This window comes from Streptomyces sp. NRRL F-6492, from assembly GCF_001280125.1.
Lineage (GTDB): Bacteria > Actinomycetota > Actinomycetes > Streptomycetales > Streptomycetaceae > Streptomyces.
The window spans coordinates 1-641 of the sequence record NZ_LGEG01000128.1 but is presented as its reverse complement, the minus strand read 5'-3'; the positions used below and the strand labels follow the sequence as shown (position 1 = coordinate 641).

General features: G+C 65.4%; 1 protein-coding gene. It reads right to left on the bottom strand.

Annotation, left to right across the window (positions count from 1 at the left end):
* The coding region (locus tag ADL08_RS12460) for an acyltransferase domain-containing protein (protein ID WP_159048495.1) at window positions 1-641 on the bottom strand (641 nt) is incomplete at both ends.

Sequence of the window (641 nt, the reverse complement as noted above, 5' to 3'; positions counted from 1 at the left end):
AGCCAGTAGCGCTCGCGCTGGAAGGGGTAGGTGGGGAGGGGGGTGGTGTGGGGGTGGTGGGGGGTGAGGAGGGGGCGCCAGTCGAGTTCGGTGCGGGTGTGGGTGGTGGCGAGGGCGGTGAGGAGGGTGCCCACCTCGGGCTTGTCTGTTCGCAGGAGCGCGATGGCCTGTGTGTCGAGGGTGGTGTGGGTGAGGGGGGTGAGGACGGCGTTGGGGCCGATTTCGAGGTAGGTGGTGGTGCCCTGGTTGTCGAGTGTGTTCAGGGCGTGGGTGAAGCGGACGGTGCCTCGGAGCTGGTCGGCCCAGTAGTCGGGTGTGGTCAGTTCGTGGTCGGCAAGTTGTCCAATGAGGGTGGAGACGAGGGGGATGGTCGGTGGGTGGTAGGTGACGCCGGCCGCTGCGGTACGAAATTCTTCGGCGGCTTGGTTCATGTGGGGGGAGTGGAAGGCGTGGCTGACGGTGAGGCGGGTGGTTTTACGTCCTTGCTCGGTGAAGTGTTCGGCGATTTTTTCCACGGTGTGGGTGTCGCCGGAGATGACGGTGGAGTGGGGTGAGTTGAGGGCGGCGATGGATGCTTTGTCGTGCAGGCCGTCGAGGTGGGGGAGGAGTTCTTCTTCGGTGGCCTGGATGGCGATCATGGT